The following is a 25,700-nucleotide window of genomic DNA, read 5'->3' on the forward strand; positions in this document are numbered from 1 at the left end:
CTCGCCGCTGATCACCGCCACCGCCTGTGGGGTGCGCTGTGCCTGGTCGGCAAACAGCTGGTGGACGAAGCGCTGGCTTGGCCAACGCGCCTCGGTCTGCTCGCTGATCGCCAGTACCGCCTGCTGCTGTTCAGCGTCCAGCAGCGCCAGGCTGCCAATGGATTGCCGTGGACCGGCGAGCATGGCGTCCAGCAGGTTGCTCAGCGCGCAGGCCAGGAGCCGCACGCCCTGGGCGGAGAATGCCTGGCACTGGTAGATGAAATGCAGGCTCAGCTCGTCGCCGAGGCTCACTGCCAGGGTCATCGGGTAGTTGGTCTGTTCGTGGCTGCTGACGCCGGAGAAGCTCAAGTCGCCGGGCGCCCGCTGCAATGCCTCGGAAACCGGGTAGTTCTCGAACACCAGAATGCTGTCGAACAGGGCTTCACCGCCCTGCCCGGCCCAGCGCTGGATCTCGTAGAGCGGCGTGTGCTCGTGCTCGCGCAGGGCCAGGTTCAGGCCCTGTACGTCTTGCAACCACTGCTCGACGGACTGCTCGGGACGCGGCGTGGCGATCACCGGCAGGGTGTTGATGAACAGCCCGATCTGCTCCTCGATACCCGGCAGGTCGGCCGGGCGCCCGGCCACCGTGGCGCCGAAAGCGACGCTGGCTTGCCCGGTGAAGCGTTGCAACAGCAGCAGCCAGGCCGCCTGCACCAGGGTATTGACGGTGACCTTGTGCTGCCGGGCGAACTCGCCCAAGCGTCGGGTGCGCGCGGCGTCCAGCACGCATTCATGGCTGCCACGTCCGTTGGGACGCACGGCGGCGGACTCGTCGCCCTGCGCCAGGCTGGGCTGCGCCAGCCGGGTCGGCTCGGCCAGGTCGGCGAGCCTGGCACGCCAGAAGCGCTGGCTGGCCGCCGCGTCCTGCGCCTGCAGCCAGGCAATGTAGTCGCGGTAGCGCCCGCCCGCCGCCGGCGGCGTCTGCCCGGCGTAGCGCTGCAGCACCTCGGCCAGCAGGCGCGCATTGCTCCAGCCGTCCATGAGAATGTGATGGCTGGTGTAGACCAGGTGATGGCTCTGCTCGCCGGTGCGCACCACCAGCAGACGCAACAGCGGCGCCTGCGCCAGATCGAAGCCGCGTACCCGTTCGGCATCGGCCAGGGCCGCCAGGGCGGCCTGTTGTTCAGACCGCCCCTGCCAGTCCTGCTCGCTGTACGGCAGGGCGACATGCTGATGAATGAGCTGCAACGGCTCGCCCATCGGCCCGGCCAGGATGAAAGCGCTGCGCAGCACGTCATGAGCGGCCAGGGTCGCCTCCCAGGCGGCCTTGAAGCGCTGGCTGTCCAGGCCCTGCACATCGACGCGCATCTGGTTGACGTAGTCGCCACCGCCCTGCTCGAGCAGGGTGTGGAACAGCATGCCCTGTTGCATGGGCGACAGCGGGTAGATGTCCTGCAGGTGCGCAGCAGGCACCGGCAGGGCATCCAGCTCGCGCTGGTCGAGGTTCACCAAGGGGAAGTCGGACGGCGTCACGCCACGCGGCTGAGCATCGCAGCAGTGGCGCACCAGCGCCTCCAGCTCCTCGGCATAAGCGTCCGCCAGGTGCTGGATCGTGGCGCTGTCGAACATCTCGCGGCTGAAGGTCCAGCTCAGGCTCAGGGCACCGCCGTACACATGGCCGTTGACGGTAAGCCAGTTGCCCAGCGGCGCATGGCCGTCGTGCTCGCGGCCCCGGGCTTCGCTGGCCGGCGCGAACAGGGCGTCTGCGGCATCGAAACTGCTGTCGAAACGGCCCAGGTAGTTGAAGGTGATACGCGGCACCGGCAGGGCGGCCAGCGCTTGCCGGGTCTCGGCCGTGCCCATGTAGCGCAGCACGCCAAAGCCCAACCCCTTGCCGGGTACTGCACGCAGCTGTTCCTTGACCGCCTTGATCGAGTCTTCCAGCCCCGCCGACGGCGTCAGCTGCACCGGGTACAGGCTGGTGAACCAGCCCACGGTGCGGCTCAGGTCGATGTCTTCGAACAGCTCTTCACGGCCATGTCCCTCCAGCTCGACCAGCAGCGAGGCGCTGCCGGTCCAACGCGTCACGACCCGCGCCAGAGCGGTCAGCAGCAGGTCGTTGACCTGCGTGCGATAGGCCGCCGGCGCCTCTTGCAGCAGGCGACGCGTGTTCAGTGCATCGAGTCGGCTTTCCAGCGTCACTGCCAGGTCTTCACGCAGTGCGCCGTGCGGGTTGGCGCACGGCAGCGCGGTGTCCTGGTCACGCAGTACGGCCTGCCAATAGGGCAGCTCGGCCAGCCAGGCGCTGTGCTCGTGCAGGCGCTGCCCCCAGGCCTGCACGGAGCTGGTGCGGGCGGGCAACGTCGCGGCCTGCCCGGCTTCGATCTGCCGGTAGGCCTGTTGCAAGTCCTCCAGCAGGATGCGCCAGGACACGCCATCCACCACCAGGTGATGGACCACCAGCAGCAGACGCTGGCTGCCATCGGCGAGGTCGGCCAGCAGCGCACGCAACAGCGGGCCGTCGCGCAGGTCGAGGCTGCCCTGGGCTTCATCGCACAGCACTTCGAGGATCTCGTCATCCGCCACTTGCATGTGCCAGGTCAGCGGCTGCGCAGCGCTGTCGCGATAGTGGGCCTGCCACTGCCCGTCGTGGCATTCGAAGGCCATGCGCAGGCTGTCATGCCGGGCAACCAGCGCCTGCAGCGCCGCCTCCAGGCAGCGGGCATCCAGCGCCGTGGCAGGCCGCAGCAGCAGCGACTGGTTCCAGCGCTGGCGCTGCGGCATGTCCTGTTCGAAGAACGCCTGCTGCACCGGCAGCAGCAACGCCTGGCCGACGGGCGCCTGCGCGGCCGGACTGGCCGCGTCATCCTGCACCGCCACGCAGGCCAGGCTGGCGATGGTCTGGTGCTGGAACAGATGCTTGGCGGTGAAGCGCAGGCCGGCCTGCCGCGCGCGGCTGACCACCTGGATGGAGGTAATCGAATCACCGCCCAGTTCGAAGAAGTTGTCTGCCACGCCGACCCGTTCGAGCTTGAGCACATCGGCCCAGATCTGCGCCAGGCAACGCTCCCGGTCATTGCCTGGCGGCTGGTAGGCAACCTGCGCGACGCTGGCGTCAGGGGCTGGCAGCCGCTGGCGATCGAGTTTGCCATTGAGGGTCAGCGGCAGGCTGTCGAGCAGCAGGATGTGCGCCGGCACCATGTAGTCCGGCAGGACGGCCTTGAGCCCGGCGCGCAGGCTGTCGCGCCAGGCGGCCTGGGCCTGCGGGTCAGCCAGCAACCCGGTGGCCTCGGGTACCACATAGCCCACCAGCTGCTTGCTGCCGCCGGTCTCCAGCGCCAGCACCACGGCGTGGCGTACACCGGGCTGTTGCTGCAGCAGCGACTCGACCTCACCCAGTTCGATACGGAAGCCGCGAATCTTCACCTGGTGGTCGATACGGCCACGGTATTCCAGCACGCCCTGTGCGTCGAAGCGCGCCAGGTCGCCGCTGCGGTAGAGTCGCCCACCCCCTGTGGTACTGCTGTCGAAGGGGTCGGGAATGAACCGCTCGGCGGTGAGTGCCGGACGGTTGAAGTAACCCCGTGCCAGGCAGCCCTGGCCACCGATCAGCAGCTCGCTCTCGACGCCCACCGGTGCCGGTTGCAGGCCCTGGTCACAGACCTGCACACGGCGCCCGCCCAGCGGCTTGCCGATCGGCATGTTGCCCTGCGCCAGGCTGCCCGCGTCGACCTCGGCGCAGTCGAACACCGTGGTCACCACGGTCGCCTCGGTGGGCCCGTAGGTATTGAGCAGGCGTACATGGCCCAGCCCCGACGCCAGCCAGTCGCTCAAGCCTTCCGGCGGCAGCGCTTCACCGCCGACATGCACCTGGCGCAGGCTCGGGCAGGCGCCGGCTGGCCAGCGTTCGGCGGCCAACAGGCGCCAGTAGGCGGTCGGCAGGTCCGCGACGGTCACGCCGTGGGCTTCGATGCGCTCCCGGAGGGTGGCAATGTCCCAGACTTCCTGGCCACGCATCACCACCTGGGCGCCGTGGCACAGCGCCGGGTACAACTGCTCGACGAAACCGTCGAAGCTCACCGTGGCGAACTGCAGCACCCGGTCTTGCGGCGACAGCCGCGAATAGTCGGCGGCCACCTGGCTGAACGCGGCCAGCTCGGCGTGGGCGATAGCCACGCCCTTGGGCCGGCCGGTGCTGCCAGAGGTGTAGATCACGTAGGCCAGGCTGGTCGGCAGCAGCGGCGTGGCGAGGTCGCTGTCGGGGTAGCCGGACCACTGCGGGTCGCCGACCTCCAGCACCGCGCAGTCCGGCGCCAACGGCAGGCGTTCGCGCAGGCCAGCCTGGGTCAGCAGTACTCGAATACCGCTGTCATCGAGCATGTAGGCCAGGCGCTCGCGCGGGTAGTCCGGGTCCAGCGGCACGTAGGCACCGCCAGCCTTGAGCACCGCCAGCAGCGCCACGATCAATGGCAGGTCCCGTTCCAGGGCGATGCCGACCCGCACTTCCGGCCCCACGCCGCGCTCGCGCAGGGCATGCGCCAGGCGGTTGGCGCGGCGCTCGAGTTCGCCATAGCTCAGGCGCTGCTCGCCGAGCACCAGGGCGATGGTATCGGGGCGCTCACGCGCCTGACGGGCGAACTGCAGGTGCACCGCCGGTGGCACATCGGCCCGCTGCCAGGCCGGATTCCAGTCCTGCGACATGCGCTGCGCGTCGCTGGCCGGCAGAATCGGCAGCTCGCCCACGGCCTGCTCGACGTCTTCGGCCAGGCCATGCAAGGCCTGCAACCAGTGTTCGGCCAAGGCCTGGATGCGCGGCGCCAGGAACAGATCGGTGGCGTAGGTGAACGAGGCCGTTACCCCGTTGCTGCGCTCCAGGGTGTCGAGCGCCAGGTCGAACTGGGCGGTGCGCTCGCCGAGTTCGATCTCTTCGGCGCGCACGCCCTGCACGGCATCAGTGCCGATCTGCTCGCCCACGTCGCGCAGATGGTTGTACATCACCTGGAACAGCGGGTTGTGACCCAGCGCCCGCTCGGGCTTGAGCGCGTCGACCACCGCATCGAACGGCACGTCCTTGTTGGCCTGGGCCTGCAAGGTGGTTTCCCTGACCGCCGCCAGCAGCGCGTCGCCACGCTGTGCCGGGTCGATGGTGATACGCGCCACCAGGGTGTTGACGAAAAAGCCGATCAGGCCTTCCAGTTCCTCGCGGTTGCGGTTGGTGACCGGTATGCCGACATTGACCTTGTCCTGTCCGCTGTGACGGGCCAGCACCAGGGCGAAGCCGGCGAGGAATACATGAAACAGCGTGGCATTGGCTTGCACGGCGCGTTGCCGCAGGCGCGCCGTAAGGGCCGCGGGCAGGTGCAGGTCGATGCGCGCGCCACGGTAGCTCTGCACCGGCGGGCGCGGATGGTCGCTGGGCAGGGCCAGCACGCTGAAGTCATCTTCCAGCGCGCGGCGCCAATAGGCCAGTTGCTGCTCGGCCAGGCCGCCGGCCAGGCGCTGGCGTTGCCAGGCGGCGTAGTCGGCGTATTGCACCGCCAAGGCCGGCACGGCCTCGGTGCGCCGCGCGGCATGGCTGTTGTAGCGCGCAGCCAGCTCACGGACCATCACGCTCATCGACCAGCCGTCCGACACGATGTGATGCAGCACCAGGCACAGCACATGCGCCTGCGCAGCCGTCTTGAACAGGGTGATGCGCAGCAGCGGGCCGTGCTCCAGATCGAAGGGCTGGCCGACCTGCTCCTGGATCCACGCGTCGAGGGCGCTGTCGTCAGCCCCCTGCAGGTCGACGAAATCAATTTCGATACCGCTGGCCGGCAGGATGCGCTGCCAGGGCTGGCCGTCACGCTCGACGAACACACTGCGCAGGGTTTCATGCCGCGCCAGCAGGGCATCGAAGGTCGCCTGCAGGGCCTGGCGATCCAGCTCGCCGTGCAAGCGCACCGCCAGGGGCGTGTTGTACGCCGTGCTTGCCGGGTTGAGCTTCCAGAACAACCACTGCCGATGCTGGGCGTGCGACACCGGCAGCGGCTGGCTGCGATCCACCGGCCTGATGCTGTCGTCCTGCACCGCCTCGACCGCCGCCAGCGCCTGACAGAAGCCTTCCAGGTCGGCGCTGTCGAACAGCGCCCGCAACGGCACCTCCAGATGCAGCTGCCGGCGCAGCCGCGACACCACCTGGGTGGCCAGCAGGGAGTGGCCGCCCAGGGCAAAGAAATTGTCGTCCAGGCCGACCCGCTCGACCCGCAGGACCGCGGCCCAGATGGCCGCCACGCTGATTTGCAGCGGGGTCTGCGCGGCGCGGTGGCTGGCCTGCACCTGCATCGGTGCCGGCAAGGCCCGGACATCCAGCTTGCCGTTGGCGGTCACCGGCAGACGCTCCAGCACCTGCCAGTGCAACGGCAGCTGATGCTCGGCCAGCGCGTGCCGCAGCGCCTCGCGCACGCACAGCACCAGGCCCTGGCGCGCCGTGTCGTCTGCCAGCGCAGCGCTCGGCACCAGCCAGGCCGCCAGGTATCGGTCACCCTCCTCGCCCAATACGCGAACCACAGCCTGCGCGATACCCGGCACCTGCAGGATGTGCTGTTCGATCTCGGCCAATTCGATGCGATGGCCGCGAATCTTCACTTGGCCATCCATGCGCCCACCGAACGCCAGCAGACCTTCGGAATTACGCCGCACCCAGTCGCCTGAGCGATACAGGCGCGCGCCCGCCGCCCCGCATGGATCGGGCACGAAACGCTCGGCGGTCAACGCTGCACGGCCCAGATAACCGCGCGCCAGGGTCGCGCCACCGATGTACAGCTCGCCCCGAGCAGGGCCGGGCACCGATTGCAGGCAGGCGTCGAGCACGTGCACGCTGACGCCGGGCAGCGGGCTGCCGAGCAGCGGCTGGCCGTGCAATTCATGGGTGAGTACGCCGACCGTGGTTTCCGTCGGGCCGTAGTGATTGATCATGCGCAAGGCCGGTGCCAGTTCGGCGATCCGCTTCAGCAGCGCCGCCGGACAGGCTTCACCGCCGAGTACCAGGCAGCGCCCTGGCAAGGCCGCCGCACCGGCGGCGAGCATCGCCTGCAGGTGCGAGGGCACCATCTTCACCGCATCGATGGCGTGCTGCTGCAGGTAGGCAGCGAACCCCTCGGCGTCCAGCACGCGGTCCTTGTCCAGCAGGTGCAGGGTCTTGCCGTGGCACAACGCGCCGAACAGCAGGGTGTGGCCCAGGTCGGCGGCCGGCGTGGTGACCATCGCCAGGCTGGCCAGACCCTCGAGGTCCAGGCGCTCGGCCACGCCACGCAGGTAGTGGGCCAGCGCCCCATGGGTGACGCCGACGCCCTTGGGCATGCCGGTGGTGCCGGAGGTGTAGATCACGTAGGCCAGCTGATCGGCACTGACGTTCTGCGCCGGAGCCTCCGCCTCGGGGTAGGCCGCAGCGATATCGATCGTCTCGATGCCATCGGGCAGCTCATCGGCCTGGCCCAGCACCCAGCGCACCTGACTGTCGGCGAGCATGAAGGCCTGGCGTGCCGGTGCCAGGCCCGGCTCGATGGGCAGGTAGGCCGCGCCGCTCTTGAGCGCCGCGACGATCGCCACCAGCATGTCGACGCTGCGGTCAGCCATGACCGCCACGCGCTCGTCCGGCTGCACGCCGCGCTGCAACAGAACATTCGCCAAGGCATTGGCGCGCTGCTCCAGCCCCTGGTAGCTCAGGCGGCCATCGGCACACACCGCCGCCAGGCGCTGCGGATGCGCCTGCGCCGCTCGTTCGATGAGGCGATGGACACAGGCCTGTGGCGGGGTGATGGGCTGGGCTGGCGCCGGGGCCGGTAGATCCAGAGGCAACTCGCCGACGCGCGAATCCGGCGCGGCGGCCAGGCCAGCGAGCAGACGCAACCAGTGCCGACCCAGCTCGCCCAGGCTGGCGGGTTCGAACAGCTCCACTGCGCCGGTGAACACCGCGTGCAGACGCCCGGCGCTTTCATAGGTATCCAGAGCCAGCTCGAAGCGCGCACTGTGGCTGCCCAGCGCCAGCTTCTCTACCCCCAGCCCGGAAGCCGTACGGATCTGCCCGGCATCGGCAACCTTCGGCTGGTGGTTGTAGAGCACCTGGAACAAGGGGTTGTGCCGCGCACTGCCCTGCAACCCCATGGCCTCGACCAGGCGTTCGAAGGGAAGCTCCTGATGCGCCTGGGCGCCCAGCGCGGTGTCCTTGACCCGCTGCAGCAGCTGGCGCACGTCCAGCAGTGGGTCGACCTCAGTGTGCAGCACCTGGGTGTTGATGAAGCAGCCGATCAGCCCTTCGACCTCCGCCCGGTTGCGGTTGGCCACCGGCACGCCTACGCGAATCGCCTGGCGACCGCTGTAGCGCTGCAGCAGCACCTTGAAGGCCGCCAGCAGCACCATGAACAGCGTCACGCCCTGCTCACGGGCCAGTTCGCGCAGGCGCTCGGCCAATGCCGGCTCGACCTCGAAGGCGTAGCGGTTGCCGCGATAACTGCGCGACAGCGGACGCGGCTGATCGGTGGGCAGCTCCAGCGGCGTGTGGTCGTCACCCAGCTTGGCACGCCAGTAGTCCAACTGGCGCTCCTGCTCGCCGGCCTCCAGCCAGCTGCGCTGCCACAGCGCATAGTCGCGGTACTGGATCGGCAACGCCGGCAGCTCGGCCGCGCCGCCGACACACGCCGCGTCGTACAGGCGGATGAATTCCTCGATCAGCACGTTATACGACCAGCCATCGGCCGCGATGTGGTGCAGGGTCAGCAACAGCACATGTTCCTGCTCGGCCAAGGCCAGCACCTGCACACGCAGCAACGGCCCATGGGCCAGGTCGAACGGCGCCAGCGCCTCGGCATCGGCCAGGCAGCGCACCTGCGCTTCGCGCTCGTCAGCCGCCAGGGCGCTCAGGTCGTGGCGGGCGATGGCCACGGCGAACGGCGCGACAACCTGCTGGCGCACCTCGCCATCCGCTTCACGGAAGCGGCTGCGCAGGGTCTCGTGGCGCGCCACCAGGGCATCGAAGGCGCTTTGCAGCGCCTGTTCGTCAAGCGTGCCGCTCAGGCGTACGGCCATCGGCAGGTTGTAGGCGGCGCCCTGCGGATCGAGCTGCCAGAGGAACCACATGCGCTGCTGGGCGTACGACAGGCCATCACGCTCGGCCACCGGCACCTCGGCAGGAATCGGCAACAAGGCGAAGTCGACGGCCTGCTGTTGCAGGCCGGCCAGGAACAGGCGGCGCTTCTCCGGGGGCAGTTCGATGAACCGGCGGGCGAGTTTCAGTGCGTCTTGAGCGTGCATGCAATGCGTCCTTGTCGATAGGAAGCGGGGCCGAGTGGCCCGGTCGATCCCACAAGGACGAAGCAGCAGAGGGTTGATTTAGCCGCCGGCACGGGCAGGGGCAGGGGCAGGCTGACTGACAGGTAAGGGGGATAAAGGGCAATACTGTTCGATTAGGCGCTTTGCGGCCCTGTGGGAGCGAGCTTGCTCGCGAAAAGCTGGCAAAGTCACTGCATCTGTTGTGAACGTGACGCCGCCTTCGCGAGCAAGCTCGCTCCCACGGACTGAACTGTATCTGGATAAAGGGCGTCGGCCGCCGGGAAAAGCGCTGGCCGAGGCTTCAGCCGGCCACCGCGGCCAGGCGCCGGCCACGCTGGCGGTGCAGGTCGACTTCCAGGTTCGAACGCAGAATACGCAGCACCATGCCTTCGTGGTCGTGGATGAAGAAGTGCCGGCCGGGCAGCATCTCCAAGGAAAAATTGGCGTCGCTCTCCTGCTGCCAGGCGATCAACTGCTCTTGGGTGGCCTTGTCATCCTTGCCACCCAGCACATGGATCGGACAACTCAGCAACGGTCGCTGACGACGCTGATAGAGGCCGCACAGCCGGAAGTCGGCGCGCAGCACCGGCAGGGTCAGGGCCATCAGCTCTTCGTTGTCCAGCACCTCCTGCGGCGTGCCGTTGAGGTCTCGCAGCTCGGCCTTGAGCTGGGCGTCGGTCTTGGGGTCGGCAAAGCCGCGTGCGTAGTCATCACGCATCGACGGCGCTGCGGTGCCGGAGGCGAACAGTGAAACGGGCGGCGGCGCGCCCAGCTCACGCAGCACGTGGGCGATCTCGAAAGCCAGCAGCGCGCCGAGGCTATGGCCGAACAGCGCATAAGGCGTCTTCAGCGCTGGCAGGATTTCCAGTGCCAGCTGCCGCGCCAGCGCTGGCATGTCGGTCTGCAGCGCCTCGCCCAGGCGCGCACCGCGCCCGGGGATTTCCACCGGCTGCACCTGCAGCCACTGCGGCAGGTGGCGCCGCCAGCGGCTGAACACCATGGCGCTGGCGCCCGAGTAAGGCAGGCAGAACAGTTGCACGGTTGCCATGGCGTAGACCTCAGTGGTTGGCTGGCGCCTGCTGCAGACGCGCCTGTTCTTCCATGTGCTTGCGCAGGCTCAACGGGCGCATGTCGGTCCACACCTCTTCGATGTAGGCCAGGCATTCCTTCTTGAAGCCGCTCTTGCCAACGGTGCGCCAGCCGTTGGGCATTTCCTTGTAGTCCGGCCAGATGGAGTACTGCTCCTCGTGGTTGACCACCACCTGGAAGAGGATGTCGTCGCGATCGAATACTGAGGTCATGCTTTGCTCCCTGATAAGGCTGAAGTCGTGGGCAGCGGCCAGGCCGCTGCAGGAATGAACGATTGGCCGGTGGAAAAATTAACCACTGCGGCGCGACTGAAAGCATGCCTAGCGCTGGGCGATGGCCGACTCTACGGCCCTGGCGAAGATCCGCGCCACCTGATCGACCTGCTCGGCCGTGATGATCAGCGGCGGCAGGAAGCGCACCACACTGCTGTGCCGTCCACCCAGTTCGAGGATCAGCCCGCGCTTGAGGCATTCGCGCTGGATGCGGCTGGCCAGGGCACCGTCATGCGGGGCATGGCCCTGCACGTCCGGCTGGCCGGCCGGGTCGACCACTTCCACGCCGAGCATCAGGCCCAGGCCACGCACGTCACCCAGTTGCGGGGTGCGCTGTTGCAGCGCCAGCAAATGCGAACGCAGGCGCTGGCCCATCTCGGCAGCGTGCTGGACCAGATGGTGCGCTTCGATGTAGCGGATCACCGCCGAGCCTGCCGCCATGGCCATCTGGTTGCCACGGAAGGTGCCGGCATGCGCACCGGGCTGCCAGGTGTCGAGCCAGTCCTGATAGACCATGACCGCCAGTGGCAGGCTGCCGCCGATGGCCTTGGACATCACCACCACGTCCGGCACGATGCCGGCATGCTCGAAGGCGAACAGCTTGCCGGTGCGGGCAAAGCCGGTCTGGATCTCGTCGACGATCAGTGGAATGCGATGCCGCGCGGTGATTTCGCGCAGGCCCTGCAGCCAGGTGCTGGCCGCCGGAATCACCCCGCCCTCGCCCTGCACCACTTCGACGATGATCCCGGCTGGCGGCTGGACACCGCTTTCCGGGTCGCTGAGCAAGTTGTCCAGGTAATGCAGGTTGGCCCGCACACCGGCCTCGCCACCCAGGCCGAACGGGCAGCGGTAGTCATAGGGGAACGGCATGAACTGCACGGCCTGGCTGAGCAGCGCGCCCAGCGGCGTCTTGGCCTTGAGGTTGCCCATCAGGCTCAGGGCGCCCTGGCTCATGCCGTGGTAGCCACCGTGGAAGGCCAGCACCGTGCTGCGCCCGGTGGCGATGCGCACCAGCTTGAGCGCCGCTTCCACCGCGTCGGTGCCGGTGGGGCCGGTGAACTGGATGCGCGCCTTGGCCGACAGGGCCGGCGGCAGCACGGCGAACAGGTCCTGGACGAAGCGGTCCTTGACCGGCGTGCTGAGGTCGAGGGTGTGCAGCGGCAGTTCATCGTCGAGCACCTGGCGAATCGCGTCGGTGACCACCGGGTGGTTGTGCCCCAGGGCCAGGGTCCCGGCACCGGCCAGGCAGTCGATGAACACCCGGCCTTCGACGTCTTCGACATGGATGCCACGGGCCCGCTTGAGCGCCAGCGGAATGCGCCGCGGGTAGCTGCGGGCATTGGACTCCTGCTGCTTCTGCCGGGCCAGGATGGGGTGGTCTTCAAAGCGGTAGTGCTGGTCTTCGTCCTGGGCCTTGATCGGGCTTTCGGCAAACGCTGTGCTCATGGTTGCGCTCCTGAATGAGATGAAAAGCCGTGAGTCCTGGGCAATAGACGAAGAGGATGAGAGCGGCTTTAGCCACGATACTGATCAGTTAGACCGTTGGAGCTTACTCGCGAATGGCCGGCTATCTGGACCGGGTACACCCGCCGCAGCATCAGTGCCCTTGAGTCACCTTTCCGCCTTTACGGCGGGTCCCTTTTGGTTACGCCCAAAAGGAACCAAAAGGCATTGCTCCTGGCTTGGGTCTGCCCTGCGGGCAGACTTCCCTCCTTCCGGCGCCATTCCAGGGGGCCGGCGCAATGGGCCGCCCCTGGCCCAGTGCGCCTAAGCCGGCTTCCCTGCCGGCTTACCCCCTTCCATGACACCTGCACTCGGCCTGCACCCAAGTCGCGATTGGCGGCGCCTGAGAAAGCGGTGCTTGAAAAGCAAAAGCTCGGTGAAGCGCTTCCGGCTTTTGTTGGCGAGCTTGCTCGCGAAGAGACCCACTCAGCCCTTGCATCGGCGGTGAACGTGACGCTGCGTTCGCGAGCAAGCTCGCTCCAACAACGTCCGAGGGCGACTGGTTGATCGGTATTGCGGCTTTCGCCGCTCCCGCTCACTGGCGTCACGATCAGTCCATTACAACGCCTCCAGCTGCGCCATCAGGTCGTCGAGGGCGCTGACTTTCTGTTCGGTAAGCGCCGCGCCGTCGAGTGTTCCGATGTACTGCGCCAGCTCGCGCACCGTGCTGCACTCGAACATCGCCCGCAGCGGCACGCTGCGCTGCAGGGTCTGCTGTACCCGCGAGGCGATCTGCGTGGCCAGCAGCGAGTGGCCGCCGAGGTCGAAGAAGTTGTCGGTGACCCCGACCTGATCCACGCCCAGCACCTCGCCCCAGATCCGCGCCAGGGTGCCTTCCAGTTCACTGGCCGGCGCCTGGTAGTCGCGGCCGGCATTGAAGTCCAGCGCCGGCAGGGCCTTGCGGTCGAGCTTGCCATTGGGGTTGAGCGGCAGCTTGTCCAGCACCTGCCAATGGCGCGGCACCATGTACTCGGGCAGGCCCTGGGCGAGGTGCGCCTTGATGGCCTCGACGTCCAGCTGCGCCGCCTGCGCCACCACGTAGCCGACCAGGTACTGGCCGCTGGCGGTGCTCTGCACGGCCACGGCCGCGTCACGCACCTGTGGCCACTGGCGCAGGCGGGCTTCGATCTCGCCCAGTTCGATGCGGTAGCCACGGATCTTCACCTGGTGATCGACCCGGCCGACGTACTCCAGCACCCCGTCGTCGCGGCGCCTCGCCAGGTCGCCGCTGCGGTACAGCCGCTCACCCGGCGCCCCGTAGGGGTTGGGCAGGTAGCTGGCGGCGGTGCGCTGCGGGTCGTTGAGGTAGCCGCGCCCGACCCCGGTGCCGGCGATGAACAGCTCGCCCTGGGCCAGGGCCGCCACCGGCTGCAATTCGTCGTCCAGCACATAAAGGCGGTTGTTGTCGGTCGGCGTGCCGATCGGCAGGTAGCTGCCGACCACGGCAGCGGCATCCACCGCGAACAGCGCCACGTCGTCGGAGCACTCGGCCGGCCCGTAGGCGTTGACCAGAGTGATCTGTGGATAACGCTGCAACCACTGCGCGGCCAGGGCCGGCGGCATGGCTTCACCGGTGGGCAGCAGCCAGCGCAGGCCCTCGAGTTCGGCCGGCGGCTCGGCCAGCAGGCCCTGGATCAGCGACGGTACGCTTTCCAGCACACTGATGCCGGTGTCGCGAACATGCCGTAGCAAGGCGGCCGGGTCGTGGGCGATCAGGTCGGGGACGATCTCGACCCGTGCGCCGCACAGCCCGGCAGCGAGGAACTGCCACACCGAGATGTCGAAGCTCTGCGAGGCGGTCTGGGCGATCACCGAATGCTCGTTGAGACCGAAGTAAGGCACCTTGCTCAACTGGTTGTTGAGCATGCCGGCCTGGTGCACCGCCACGCCCTTGGGCACGCCAGTGGAACCGGAGGTGTAGATCACGTAGGCCAGGTGCTGGCCGCTCACCGCGATGCGCGGTGCGTGTTCAGGTACTTCGCCTTGCTGAACCTCATCCCAGACCAGCAGGCGTGGCCGGGCAGTGGCGCAGCCCAGCTCTTCGAGCAGTTGCATGGCCTGCTCGCGGCAGGCGGCGTTGCACACCAGCAGCGGCGCGGCACTGCTATCCAGGATCTGCGCCAGGCGCTGCGGCGGATGCGCCGGGTCCAGCGGCAGGTAGCCGGCACCGGCCTTGAGGGTGCCGTGGATCATGCCCAGCAGCGCCAGGCTGCGTTCGGCGAGCAAGGCCACCGGTTGGTCCGGCTGCACGCCGGCGGCGAGCAACGCATGCGCCAGGCGGTTGGCACGCCGGTCCAGCTCGGCGTAGTTCCACTGCTCGCCCTGGCAAGTCGCGGCGATGCGCTGCGGGTACGCGGCCACCGTGGCTTCGAACAGCGCTACGTACCCCTGTTGCAACGGGTAGTCCCGGGCGCTGCGGTTGCAGCCGTCGAGCAGGAACTCGCGCTCCTGCGCAGCCACCAGCTCCAGGCTGGCGAAGTCCTGTTCGAAAGCTTCGGCGATGGCCAGCAGCAGCCGCTGGAAATCGCCCAGCAGGCGCTGCACGGCCGGCTCGTCGAAGAAACGCCGGTCGTAGGACAGGTGCAGCCCCAGGTCATCGCCGGGGTAGCAGACCACGGTCAGCGGGTAGTTGGTGTGCGTGCGCCCCGAGCCGGAGCGCGCCTTCAGCCCTGCGGCGCCCTGCAACACGCTGGCGTCCACTGGCGCGTTCTCGAACACGAACAGGCTGTCGAACAGCGGCTGGCCCTTGGGCAGTTCGCTGCATTCCTGGATGGCCACCAGCGGCAGGTGCTCGTGCTCGCGCAGCTCCAGGTTGCGCTCGAACAGCTGCTGCAGCCACTGGCGCACACTCAGGCGCTCACCGGCCGCCGGCATCGGCACGCGCAGGGCCACGCTGTTGATGAACAGGCCCACGCAGTGCTGCATCTGCGGCAGGCTGGCCGGGCGACCGGCCACCGTGACGCCAAACAGCACGTCGCGCTCGCCGCTGTAGCGGCGCAAGACCAGGGCCCAGGCGGCCTGGGCGAAGGTGTTGACGGTCAGTTGGTGCTGCTGCGCCAGCTCGCGCAGGCGCGCGCCCTGCTCGGGCAGCAGGCGGCTGTACACATCGCCGACCTGCATGCCGCCGTTGTCGTGGAGGATCGGCCGGTCGCTGGGGATCAGCGTCGGCCGCTCGAAGCCGGCCAGGGCCTGGCGCCAGTAGGCACGCGCCTGTTCCAGGCCCTGGTGGTGCAGCCAAGCGATGAATTCACGGTAGCGTGGCGGCGTCGGCAGGCCGGCTTCGCGGCCCTCGCCGAGGGCCTGATAGAGGGCCAGGAAATCGCCCATCATGATCGAGCGGCACCAGGCATCGATGAGGATGTGGTGGTTGCTCATGATGAACCAGTGCCGGTCACTGGCCAGGCGAATCAGGCGCAGGCGCAGCGGTGGTCGCTCCAGCAGCGCGAAGCCGGCCAGGCGTTCGTCTTCCAGCAGCTGTTGCAGGCGCGTCTCGTGGGCGTCTTGCGGCAGCGCGCTCCAGTCGAGGAATTCGACACCGTCACCGTCGCCACGGTGGATGATCTGCAGCATCTGCTCGCCGGTGTTCCACACGAACGAGGCACGCAGCGCCTCGTGGCGGGCCACCACCTGGCGCCAGGCGCGGTCGAAGCGCGCCACGTCCAGTTCGCTGTCGATGCTGTAGCGGTCCTGCATGAAGTAGATGCCGGTGCCGGATTCGAGCAGGGTGTGCAGCAGCATGCCTTCCTGCATCGGGGTCAGCGGGAACACGTCGTCGATGGCCGCGAACGGCAGCGGCAAGGCATCCAGTTGCGCCTGGTCGAAACGCGCCAGGGGGAAGTCCGAGGGCGTCACGCCACCGGCCTCGGGGGCCAGGCAATGGGCGATCAGCGCCTGCAGCTCGGCCTGGTAAGCCGCCGCCAGGCGTTCGATGGTCGCGGGGTGGAACAGCCGCTCGCTGAAGGTCCAGTGCAGGGTCAACTGCCCGCCATACACCTGGCCATCGACGCTGAGCCAGTTCGGCAGCGCCGCATCGCGGGCGTGCTGGGCACCACCGGCTTCGTCCAGCGGTCGCCATGGGCTGTCTGCGGCGAAGCCCTGGTCGAACTGCCCCAGGTAGTTGAAGGTGATGCGCGCCTCGGGCAGCGCCGCCATGGCCTGGCGTGTCGGGGCATCGGCCAGGTAGCGCAGCACGCCATGGCCCAGGCCCTTGTGCGGCACCTCGCGCAGTTGCTCCTTGATGGCCTTGAGGCTGGCGCCCGGCTCACTGGCCGGTTGCAGGCGCAGCGGGTAAGCGCTGGTGAACCAGCCCACGGTGCGGCTCAGGTCGATGTCGTCGAACAGCTCTTCACGGCCATGGCCTTCCAGCTGCACCAGGAGCGAATCCTGCCCGGTCCAGGCGCACAGGGTACGCGCCAGGGCGGTGAGCAGCAGGTCGTCGACGCGCGCCCGATAGGCTTGCGGCGCCTGCTGCAACAGCTGGCGGGTGGTCGCCGCATCCAGGGTCAGGCTGACGCGCCGGGCATCGCGCTCCAGGTTGGTCTGGTCGCCGCCATCGAGCGGCAGATCACCCGACGGCCCTTGCAGGCGGCCTTGCCACCAGCGCAGTTCCTCGCGCAGCGACTCGCTGCCGGCATAGGCCTGCAGGCGTGTGGCCCAGTCGCGCAGCGAACTGGTCTTGGCCGGCAAGTGCACGGCCTGGCGGTTTTCCAGCTGGGCGTAGAGCGTCTGCAGGTCTTCCAGCAGCACTCGCCAGGACACGCCGTCGACGGCCAGATGGTGCACGACGATCAGCAGTCGTTCGGGCGTACCGGGCAGCAGCAGCGCACGCAACAGCGGCCCCTGTTGCAGGTCGAGGCTCTGCTGCGCCTGGTCGAACCACGCCTGGCGCTGCTCGGGCGTGTCGGCCTGACCGACCCAGAGCAGCTCCTGGCCCGCTGGGTGCGGCACGAACTGCGCACGGCCGTCGGCAGCGAAGCGCAGGCGCAGCGCGTCGTGGTGGGCCACCAACGCGTGCAGCGCCTGCTCCAGCAACGCCGCCTGCACGGGGTGGCTGGTTTGCAGCAGCAGCGACTGGTTCCAGTGCTGCGGTTGGGCGTGGCGCTGGGCGAAGAACCAGTGCTGGATCGGCGTCAGCGGCGTCTCGCCCACGACCGGCCCCTGGTCGATGCTCAGCCGCTCGCTCTGCCGTGCGGCCGCGGCCAGGGTGCGTACGCTCTGGTGCAGGAACAGGTCCTTGGCACTGAAATGCACCCCGGCCTGGCGAGCACGGCTGACCACCTGGATGGACAGGATCGAGTCGCCGCCCAGGGCAAAGAAGTTGTCGTCGATGCCCACCTGGGGCACGCCCAGCACTGTCTGCCAGACTTCGACCAGACGCTGTTCCAGCCCATTGCGCGGTGCCTGGTAGGCGCTTTGCGCAGCACTCAGGTCCGGCTGCGGCAGCGCACGGCGGTCGAGCTTGCCATTGGCGGTCAGCGGCAAGGCGTCGAGCAGCATCAGGTGCGCGGGCACCATGTGCTCGGGCAATGCCGCCTGCAATTGCGCCTTGAGCTGTTCGACCAGCAGACCGCCCTCTGTGCCCGCCTCGGCCAACAGATAGCCGACCAGTTGCTTGCCCGACGGCCCGTCGACGGACAGCACCGCCGCTTCGCGCACCTGTTCATGGGCCAGCAGGCAGGCCTCGATTTCGCCCAGTTCGATGCGGAAGCCGCGCACCTTGACCTGCTGGTCGATACGCCCCAGGTATTCCAGTTGGCCGTCGTGGCCCTGGCGCACCAGGTCGCCGGTGCGGTACATGCGCCCGCCGTCGGCGGCGAACGGATCGACGACGAAACGCTCGGCGCTCAGCCCGGCGCGCTCCAGGTAGCCACGCGCCAGGCCCTGGCCGCCGATGTACAACTCACCCGGCGTACCGGCCGGCAGCAGCGCCAGGTCGGCATCCAGCACGTACAGGCGACGGCTGCCGACCACCCGGCCGATCGGCACACTGCCCAGCCCCACCGGCAGCACCTGCGGGGCAGCGCAGGCCGTGGGCATCACCACGGTTTCGGTCGGCCCGTAGGCGTTGAACACCGTCTGTGGGGTGAAGCTTTCGCGCAGCGTGTGCAGATGTTCAGCCGTCAGCGCCTCGCCACCGGTGATGATCAGCCGCACCGGCAGCTGTTCGCCCTGGCTGCGCAGCCACTGCGCCAGTTGCCCGCCGTAGCTGGGGGTGAAACCCAGCACGTTGATGCCGTGGGCGCGGATCAGCCCGCACACCGACTCGGCATCCCACTGCCCCTGCTCGCGCAGCACCACTTCGGCACCGAACAGCAGCGGCACCAGCAGGCGCTCGCTGGCGGCGTCGAAGTTGATCGAATAGAAGTGCAGCTCGCAGTCTGCCGGGGTGGTGCCGAACAGCTCACCGACCGCCTGCAGGTGCATGGCCAGCGGCCCCTGGCTTACCGCCACGCCCTTGGGCAGGCCGGTGGAACCCGAGGTGTAGATGACATAGGCCAGGTGCTCGGGCTGGCTGCGCTCGGCAGGGTCGATGCTCGGATACGCGCCCAGTGCCGGGCCGTCCTGCTCCAGGCTCCAGGCCTGCACAGCCGCCGGCAGCGGGGCCAGTTGCGCAAACAGCGCGTCGTGGCCGAGCAGCACCTGAATGCCGCTGTCTTCGACCATGTAGCGCAGGCGCTGCTGCGGGTATTCCGGGTCCAGCGGAACGTAGGCACCGCCGGCCTTGAGCACCGCCAGCAGGCCGACCACCAGGTCCAGCGAACGACGCAGGGCCAGGCCGACGCGTACTTCAGGGCCGACGCCCAGCTCGATCAGGCGGTGGGCCAGGCGGTTGGCGCGGGCGTTGAGTTCGGCATAAGTCAGCGACTGGCCGGCACAGGTCACCGCCCGGCCCTGCGGCGTCGCCTGGGCCTGGGCCTGGAACAGCGCCTGCACGCTGCGCGGCGCGGTGTCGGCCAGCGCTCCACGACCGCTGTCCAGCAGGCGCTGGCATTCGGCCTGGCCGAGCAGCGGCAGTTCGCTCAGGCGGCAATCCGGGTCGGCGAGCATGCCGCGCAGCAGTTGCTGCCAGTGCCCGGCCATGGCTTCGATGCGCCGGGCATCGAACAGGTCGGTGCTGTAGGTCAGGCAGCAGCGCAGCTGGGCGTCGAAGTCGGTGACCTCCAGGTTGAGGTCGAACTTGGTCGCCCGGGCATCGTTGACCAGGTAATCCACCTGCACGCCACCGGCCAGCTCGCGCTGCTGCTGGAACTCCCAGCGCTGCACGTTGCACATCACCTGGAACAGCGGGTTGAACGCGGCACTGCGCTGCGGCTGCAAGGCCTCGACCAGTTGGTCGAAGGGAATGTCCTGGTGCGACTGGCCGTCGATGGCCACCTGGCGAACCTGTTCGAGCAGTTCGCTGACCCGCATCTGCCCATGCGGCTGGATACGCAGCACCTGGGTATTGAGGAAGGCACCGATCAGCCCTTCGCTTTCCGGGCGAATACGGTTGGCCAGCGGCACGCCGATGCGCAGGTCGTGCTGGCCACCGTAGCGGTACAGCAAGGTGGCCAGCGCGGCGGTCATGGTCATGAACAGGGTCAGGCCGCGCTCGCGGTTGAAGCGGCTCACCTGCTCGGCCAGGGCCGCGTCGAGGTCGAAGCGGTGCAGTTCGCCGCGATGGCTCTGCAGCGCCGGGCGTGGCCGGTCGCTGGGCAGGGTCAGCAACGGCTGTTCGCCACCCAGCTGGGCCTTCCAGTAGTCGAGCTGGCGCTGCATCTCGCCGCCCTCCAGCCACTGGCGATGCCAGGCGCTGTAGTCGAGGTACTGCACCGGCAGCGGCGCCAGGGAGGTTTCGCGTCCGGCGACGAAGTCGGCGTACAGCGCCGACAGCTCGCGGGCGAAGATGTCCATGGCCCAGCCCTCGGTGACGATGTGGTGCAGGGTGATCAGCAGGTGATGCTCCTGCTCGCCACTGCGCACCAGGCACACGCGCAGCAGCGGGCCGCTTTCCAGGTCGAACGGTGCATGGGCCTGCTGGTCGGCCAGGCGCTCGATCTGCGCCTGGCGCTCGCCGGGCGGCTGCGCGGCAATGTCCAGGTGCTGCATCGGCACCTGCGAGGTGGCCGCAACGCGCTGCCAGGGCTTGCCGGCCTCGCTGGGGAAGGTGGTGCGCAGGCTCTCATGGCGTTGAATCAGCGCCTGCAGGGCCTGTTCGAACGCCTCGACATTCAGCGCGCCGCGCAGGCGGGCCATGCCGCCGACGTTGTAGGCCGGGCTGCTCGGGTCCATCTGCCAGAGGAACCACATGCGCTGCTGCGAATACGACAGCGGCACACGCTGGCTGCGGTCGACCCGGGCAATCGCGCCCTGGCTGTCGACCCGACCTTCGGCCTGGGCGCGGGCGACCCAGCTGGCGAACGCCTCCAGGCTGCGCGACTCGAACAGGCTGCGCAGCGGCAGCTCGACGCCCAGGGCCTGGCGCGCTCGCGAGACGATGCGCGTGGCCAGCAGCGAGTGGCCGCCAAGTTCGAAGAAGTCATCGTCCAGGCCGACCTGCGGCAGGCCGAGGACCTCGCCCCAGATCGCCGCCAGGGTCTGCTCCACGGCATTGCGTGGGGCGCGGTAGTCGCGCTGCGCCGCCTGCGGTGGCGGCAGGGCACGACGGTCGAGCTTGCCGGCCGGGGTCAGCGGGAAGGCCTCGAGACGCAGCACATGGGCGGGAATCATCGGCTCCGGCAGGCACAGGCGCAGCGCCTCGCGAATACGCTCGGCCAGCGCCTGCGGCGCCTCGGCGCCATCGGTCACCAGGTAGGCGAGCAACTGCCCACCCTCGCGGCCTTCACCGAGCAGCACCAGCGCCTGGCGCACGCCGGGCTGCTGCAGAATGGCCTGGCGAATCTCGTCCAGCTCGATGCGCACGCCGCGCAATTTCACCTGCTCATCCAGCCGCCCCAGGTATTCCAGCGCACCGTCCTGGCGCCAGCGCGCCAGGTCGCCGCTGCGGTACAGCCGCGTGCCGCCTTCACCGGGCAGGAAGCGGCTGGCGGTCAGCGCCGGCTGGCCCAGATAGCCACGCGCCAGGCCATTGCCGCCCAACAGCAGTTCGCCACGCGCACCTGCAGGGGCCAGCGCCCAGTCGCTGTCGCGGATCTCGGTGAGCACATTGCTCAGTGGTCGACCGATCGGTATGCGCACGCCGTGTTCTTCGCCACAGCGCCAGTGAGTGACGTTGATCGCGGTTTCGGTCGGCCCGTAGCGGTTGTGCAGGGTTACCGACGGCAGGCGCGCCTGGATGCGCCGGCACAGCTCGACCGGCAGCGCTTCCCCGCCGGAGAACAGGTGGCGCAGGCTGGTGCACTGGCTGAAGCCGTCTTCATCGGCAAACAGTTGCAGCAGCGGCGGCACGAAATGCAGCAGGGTCACGCCGTGCTCACGCACGCGCTGCACCAGGCAGCGCGGGTCGCGATGCTCGCCATCGCCGGCCAGCACCAGGCGCGCGCCGCTGAGCAGGGGCAGGAAGCACTCCCACAGCGACACGTCGAAGCTCAGTGGTGCCTTTTGCAGAAACACGTCGTCGGCGCCGACCTGGTATTCGGCCTGCATCCAGGCCAGGCGTTCGACCAGCGCGCCGTAGCTGTTGCCCACGGCCTTGGGCAAGCCGGTGGAACCGGAGGTGTAGATGATGTAGGCAAGGTTGTGCGGATGCACGCTGACCGTCGGCGGCGCCTCGGCACCCGGACCGTGGGCGACGCCGTCGAGGGCCAGGGTGGCGAGGCTTGCGGGCAGCTCGAAGGCGTCGAGCAGTGCCGCCTGCCCCAGCAGCAGGCTGGCCTGGCTGTCGGCGAGCATGTGCTGGAGGCGCTCGCGCGGATAATCCGGGTCCAGCGGCACATACACGCCGCCGGCCTTGACGATGGCCAGCGCGGCAATCATCAGTTCCAGGGAGCGCTCGGCCAATACGCCGACGCGCACCTCCGGCGCCACGCCCTGGGCGTGCAAACGCAGCGCCAGGTGATTGGCCTGGCGATCCAGCTCGGCATAGCTCAGCGAACGCTCGCCGGCCACCAACGCGGTGCGCGGCGCGGCGCTCGCGGCCTGTTCAGCCAGGCGCTGGGCAAGCATCCACTGCGGTTGTGCCTGCGGGTTACGCCCCCAGCTCTGCACAGCATCAAGCTCGGTAGCGCTCAGCAACGGCAGCTCACCCAGCGCCTGCTGCGGCTGCGCACACACCTGCTGCAAAAGGCTGACGAAGTGCCCGGCCAGGCGCTGCACGGTGGCCGCATCGAACAGCTCCACCGCGTAATCGAACGACAGGCGAATACGCCCCTGGGCGTCTTCTTCGCTGTGCAGTTGCAGGTCGCATTTGGCCTCACGGCTGTGCCACGGCAGCTCTTCGGCAAGCAGGCCGGGCAGGCGCTTGAGGGCCTCGGTATTGCGCTGCTGGTGGTTGAACATCACCTCGAAGGCGGCGGCATCACCCAGCGCGGCACTGACCTGTTGGTAATCGATGGCCTGGTGCAGCTGCGCCGCCTGCACGCTGGCACTGACCCGCGCCAGCAGGCTGAGGAAGCTTTCCCGTGAGTCGATGCGAGTGCGCAACACCTGGGTGTTGATGAAGAAACCGATCAGCCCCTGGGTTTCCAGCAAGGGGCGGTTGGCATTGGGCACGCCGACGCGGATGTCCGCCTGCCCGGTGTAGCGTTGCAGCAGGCTCTGGAAGGCCGCCAGCAAAAGGCTGAAACTGCTGGTCTGGGCACTGCGCGCCAGCGCCTGGAGGCGCTCGCACAGGGTTTTGTCCAGGCGCAGGCTCAAGCGCTGCGCAGCCGAAGCCGCTGCGCTGCGCGGGCGGTCGAGCGGCAGTGCCAGCGCTTCGCGCTCACCCTCCAGGGTGTTGCGCCAGTAGTCGAGCTGGCGCTGCTGTTCAGTGGCATCGAGCTGTTCGCGTTGCCAGGCGGCGTAATCGGCATACCCCACTCCTAGCGGCGCCAGGGTCAGATCCTGGCCCTGGCTGTAGGCGGCATACAGGCGAGCGAATTCGTCGAGCAGGATGCCCAGCGACCAGCCGTCGGCCACGATGTGCTGCAGGGTCACCAGCAACAGGTGGTCGTCTTCGTCGAGACGTACCAGGCGGATGCGCAGCAACGGGCCCCGTTGCAAGTCGAAAACGCTGCGCGCCTCGTCTTCCTGGAGCTGCCGGGCACGCGATTCGCGCTCGGCTTCGGGGTATTCACCGAGGTCATCACGCTGCACCTGGACCGGCGCGTGGTCGAGGATGCGTTGCAGTGCCACGCCGTCCTGTTCCAGGAAGCGCGTGCGCAAGGCTTCATGGCGCTGCACAAGCGTGTCGAAGGCACGCTGCAGGGCCGCTTCGTCCAGTTCGCCACGCAGGCGCAGGCCACCGGGAATGTTGTAGGCGACACTGTCGGGCTGCAATTGCCAGAGGAACCACAGGCGGCTCTGCGCGACCGACTGCGCCAGCAGGCCGCTGCGTGGCAGGCGCGCAATGGCGCCGGACGCAGCGGCACGGCCTTCGACCGCCGCGATGAACTGCGCCAGGGTCGGCGCTTCGTAGAGGGTGCGCAGTTGCACATCCAGGCCCAGCTCATCGCGCAGCTCGGCGATCATCTGGGTGGCCTGGATCGAGTTGCCACCCAGGCCGAAGAAATGGGCCTCGGCGGCCAGGGTTTCGGTCTTCAAGCAGGCGCACCACAGCCGTTCGATGCGTTGCGCCAGGCTCGCGGCCAGCGCAGCCGGCGCAGGGGCCAGGTGCTCGCCCTGGCGCCACAGGCACACCGCTGCGAGGCTGCCGTCGGCCAGCTGCGCGGCACAGGCGGAACGCTGCAGTTTGCCGCTGGAGGTCTTGGGCAGGCTGCCGGGGTCGAGCAGTGCCACCCACGCGGGTGCCTCGCGATGCACGTCGGCCACGGCGTCGCGGATCTGCGCGATCAGTTGCTCCAGCGGCTGCTGGTGCTGCGCCCGCCGTCCCACCTCGGCGGCCACACCGAACGACTCCACGCCCTGATGCAGCACCGGGAACACCGAGACCCGGCCTTTGCGCACCGCCTCCACGCGGGTCTCGACGGTGCGTTCGATGTCCTGTGGATAAAGATTCTGGCCACGGATGATCAGCATGTCCTTGATGCGCCCGCTGACATACAACTGGCCGCCCAGCATGAAGCCCAGGTCGCCGGTGCGCAGCCAGCGTTCGCCGTCGCGCTCGAAGAAAGCCTTGGCGGTGGCCGCGGGGTTGCGCCAGTAGCCTTGGGCGATGCTCGGCCCGCCGCAGCAGATCTCGCCAACCTGCCCCTCGTCCAACGCCTGAGCGCTGTCCGGGTCGAGGATCAGCAGCGGGTGCTGCGCTTGCGGCCAGCCGCAACTGGCCAGGATCGCGCCCTGCCCTGGCTGTGCCTGGTGGCGACCCAGCGCGTCGGCGTCCAGGTGCAGGATGTCGATGCCCTGCCCCGGCCGGCTGCCGGTGACGAACAGCGTCGCTTCGGCCAGGCCGTAGCTGGCCAGGTAGCTGCCGGCCTGGAAACCACAGCCGGCGAAGCGCTCGGCGAAGGCCTGCAGGCTGTCCTGGCGAATCGGCTCGGAGCCGGAAAACGCCACCCGCCAGTGCTGCAGGTCAAGGTCGGCCAGCTTGTTGTCGTGGATGCGCTCACAGCACAGCCGGTAGGCGAAGTCCGGGCCACCGCTGATAGTGCCACCGAAGCGGCTGATCGCCTCCAGCCAGCGCACCGGGCGTTCGAGGAAATGCTGCGGTGACATCAGCACCACCTGGACACCGCTGTAGATGCCTTGCAGCAGGCCGCCGATCAGCCCCATGTCGTGGTAAAGCGGCAGCCAGCTGACGATCACGTCGTCGGCACCGATGCCATAGCCCTGGCGGATCAGCCAGGCGTTGGCCTCCAGGTTGGCGTTGCTGACCTGCACGCCCTTGGGGGTCGAAGTCGAGCCGGAGGTGTACTGCAGAAAAGCGATATCGTCGGCTGCCGGTGCATGGGCCGTCCAAGGCCCTTGGCAGTCACCGACCAGGGCGTCGACCGCCAGCATCGGCGTGTGCCGAGCGTCGCTGTCCTGCAAGCCCGGCAGCACCTGCGCGGTGGTGAGAATCAGGCTGGGCTGGGCATCGTCGATGATCGCCAGCAGACGCTGCAGGTGTTGCGAACGGGTCGACTCCGGCGGATAGGCCGGCACGGCAATCACCCCGCTGTACAGGCAGGCGAAGAACGCGGCGACATACTCGGGGCCGCTGGTCAGCAACAGCAGGGCACGGTCGCCGGGCCGGCAACGCTGCATCAGGGCCGTGGCGATGATCTGCGCCCGAGCATCGAGTTCGCGCCAACTCAGAACCTGCCCCGCCTCGTGCCGAGCGTCGAGAAAGCGCAGGGCCGGCTGGTCGCCATGCGACGCCGCCTGACGCATCAGTGCGTGCGCGAGAGATGCCGGGCGCTCGAAGAAATTTGCCATCGCTGTACCTGTCCTCAATCCATGCATGGGGCCTGACGCTGCGTCGTAGAGCGCCGCGTTCACATAGATCGGGAGACGGGTGGCGATGAAAAAAAA

General features: G+C 68.5%; 5 protein-coding genes. All 5 read right to left on the reverse strand.

Features of this window, described 5'->3' with window-relative positions:
• Positions 1–9,270 (reverse strand): non-ribosomal peptide synthetase (locus QZ497_RS08265; protein WP_295473018.1); only part of this gene is annotated, 9,270 nt, incomplete at its 3' end.
• Positions 9,271–9,589: 319 nt separating this feature from the next.
• On the reverse strand, positions 9,590–10,336 hold the full coding sequence (locus QZ497_RS08270; RefSeq protein ID WP_295473019.1) for an alpha/beta fold hydrolase: 747 nt from the start codon (positions 10,334–10,336) through the stop codon (positions 9,590–9,592).
• 10 nt (positions 10,337–10,346) lie between these two features.
• A complete protein-coding gene (locus QZ497_RS08275) occupies positions 10,347–10,589 on the reverse strand; it encodes an MbtH family protein (RefSeq protein ID WP_295473021.1) in 243 nt (80 codons plus the stop codon).
• A 108-nt stretch (positions 10,590–10,697) separates the two neighbouring features.
• On the reverse strand, positions 10,698–12,095 hold the full coding sequence (locus QZ497_RS08280) for an aspartate aminotransferase family protein (RefSeq protein ID WP_295473023.1): 1,398 nt from the start codon (positions 12,093–12,095) through the stop codon (positions 10,698–10,700).
• Between the two features lie 615 nt (positions 12,096–12,710).
• Positions 12,711–25,604 (reverse strand): non-ribosomal peptide synthase/polyketide synthase, encoded by a 12,894-nt coding sequence (locus tag QZ497_RS08285; protein ID WP_295473025.1) that lies wholly within the window; start codon positions 25,602–25,604, stop codon positions 12,711–12,713.
• Positions 25,605–25,700: the final 96 nt, after the last annotated feature.

Origin of the sequence: uncultured Pseudomonas sp. (assembly GCF_913777995.1) — a bacterium.
GTDB lineage: Bacteria > Pseudomonadota > Gammaproteobacteria > Pseudomonadales > Pseudomonadaceae > Aquipseudomonas.

Coding starts and splice junctions, on each gene's coding strand:
- QZ497_RS08270 (WP_295473019.1), bottom strand. CDS start 10,336: ATGGCAACCGTGCAACTGTTCTGCCTGCCTTACTCGGGCGCCAGCGCC.
- QZ497_RS08275 (WP_295473021.1), bottom strand. CDS start 10,589: ATGACCTCAGTATTCGATCGCGACGACATCCTCTTCCAGGTGGTGGTC.
- QZ497_RS08280 (WP_295473023.1), bottom strand. CDS start 12,095: ATGAGCACAGCGTTTGCCGAAAGCCCGATCAAGGCCCAGGACGAAGAC.
- QZ497_RS08285 (WP_295473025.1), bottom strand. CDS start 25,604: ATGGCAAATTTCTTCGAGCGCCCGGCATCTCTCGCGCACGCACTGATG.